The organism is Mesorhizobium sp. P5_C1, from assembly GCF_054049815.1.
Genome location: NZ_JBFULQ010000830.1, coordinates 1 through 1,769, shown reverse-complemented (window position 1 = coordinate 1,769; position 1,769 = coordinate 1). Strand labels below are relative to the sequence as shown.

Below are 1,769 nucleotides of genomic sequence, written 5' to 3'. Positions count from 1 at the left end.
CTGACGCGCAAACCCGTGCGTCGCGAACTCCGGCAAGGAGGCCAAGATGACGATCGCAACCAGGCTGAAAGACTTCATCGACGGCAAGGGTATTTCCTACGACACCGTCGCTCATCATCGCACGTCAACAAGCCGGCAGTCGGCCATAGCCGCGCATGTGCCCGGTAGCATCATGGCAAAATCCGTGGTCGTTCACCACGAGCTTGGCTACACGCTGGCCGTGGTCCCAAGCACCCACAGGATCGAACTTGGCAGGTTGCAAGACGTCATGGACAAACGTCTCGGACTCGCCTCTGAAGACGAGGTGATTTCGCTCTTCGGTGATTGCGACACCGGAGCCATCCCGCCGATCGGCGCAGCCTATGATGTCCCGGTGATTGTCGATGAAAGCCTTGGCGATGCTGCCGATATCTACTTCGAAGGCGGCGACCATAGAACGCTGGTGCATGTCAGCGGCAAGGATTTCCGCAGCTTGACCATGGGCGCATACCAGGCCAGCTTCAGCCACCCGGCTTATTGACGGCTTCGATCAAACTGCACCGGCACCCCGGCCGGTGCAGTCCGGCAGAACCTTCCTCAACTCGCCGGTCTGGCGGGCGACTCCACGACCTTGCGGTAGACATGCCAGGTGGCGTGACCGAGGATCGGCAATACGACGGCCAGTCCGGCGAACACCGGCAGCGAGCCGATGATCAGGGCAACGGCGACGATCAGTCCCCAGACAGCCATGGTGATCGGGTTCGCCAGCACCGCACGCACCGAGGTGTGGATGGCTTCGTAGGCGCCGACGTCGCGGTCGAGCAACAATGGGAAGGCGACGACCGTTGTGCACAACACCACCACTGCGAAGACGAAGCCGATGACGTGCCCAAGGATGATCAGCGTCCAGCCGCGGCCGGTGGCAAATATTTCATTGATGAAGCCGGATATCGATTCCGGCGGCGCCGGGCCGAAAAGATATTGGTAGAACATCTGCGCCGTCAAAAGCCAGGCGATGAAGATTGCAAACAGCATGATTCCGACCGCTGCGATGGCCGGCAGCGCCGGAGAATTCCTGACCTCGAAAGCGTGTCTCCAGGAGGTGTCGAGACCGACTTCCCGCCTGCGGCTGATTTCATAGAGGCCGATCGCCGCGAAGGGGCCAATCAGCGCGAAACCGGAGACCAGCGGAAACAACAACGGCAACGCATTGGCGCCCGAAGTCCAGGCGGCGAGCACGACACCCACGAGCGGATAGATCAGGCAGAGAAAAACGATGTGCGATGGTTTGACCATGAAATCGTCGACGCCCCGTTTGAGCGCGTCGAAAAGGTCGGAAACACCGATTTTTCGAATTTTGGTATGTTCCAGCGTTTCGCTGGCGCCTGCGATCACATGAAAGCTTGCCATGACCATTCCCTCCAGACCAGGTCCGGTAAGGTCGCGGTTTAGCGGTGCTGTCGTTCTGCGAGACTGGCCACGCAAAACCGCGACCTGCACCGGAATCAACATACTCTCTTGCCAGGGACTTGTCGCCCTTTGTCAGAAGAGCTCCGGCGGGTAGCGTCTCAGTTTGATGTCGTCGGCCTCCTCGCCGGCGGCGATGCGCATAACGCGGACGACGTTGCCCGATCACATCGGCGGGCGCTTCTGGCTTTTAGTGCGGTTGGCTTGGCTATTCTCCTGAAGCGGCGGGCATGGCAGATCGGCATATGAGCAGAAAACGCAGCAATCACCCGCTAACGGCTTCAAGAGTACGCCGCAGTTTTTGCATTCGTAGAAGTGAACGC

At 59.6% G+C, this 1,769-nt stretch carries 3 protein-coding genes; 1 reads left to right on the top strand and 2 read right to left on the bottom strand.

Annotation, left to right across the window (positions count from 1 at the left end; all coding sequences use genetic code 11):
- The first annotated feature begins 46 nt into the window (after window positions 1-46).
- On the top strand, window positions 47-520 hold the full coding sequence (locus tag ACXJ7R_RS31725) for an aminoacyl-tRNA deacylase (RefSeq protein WP_457155256.1): 474 nt from the start codon (window positions 47-49) through the stop codon (window positions 518-520).
- Window positions 521-576: 56 nt separating this feature from the next.
- Here ACXJ7R_RS31725 and ACXJ7R_RS31720 read toward each other — a convergent pair whose 3' ends face one another.
- Both ACXJ7R_RS31720 and ACXJ7R_RS31715 read right to left on the bottom strand, forming a co-directional pair.
- Window positions 577-1,389 (bottom strand): DUF2189 domain-containing protein, encoded by an 813-nt coding sequence (locus ACXJ7R_RS31720; protein WP_457155255.1) that lies wholly within the window; start codon window positions 1,387-1,389, stop codon window positions 577-579.
- A gap of 222 nt (window positions 1,390-1,611) precedes the next feature.
- The coding region (locus ACXJ7R_RS31715; protein WP_457155257.1) for a GDCCVxC domain-containing (seleno)protein at window positions 1,612-1,769 on the bottom strand (158 nt) is incomplete at its 5' end.

Coding starts and splice junctions, on each gene's coding strand:
- ACXJ7R_RS31725 (WP_457155256.1), top strand. CDS start 47: ATGACGATCGCAACCAGGCTGAAAGACTTCATCGACGGCAAGGGTATT.
- ACXJ7R_RS31720 (WP_457155255.1), bottom strand. CDS start 1,389: ATGGCAAGCTTTCATGTGATCGCAGGCGCCAGCGAAACGCTGGAACAT.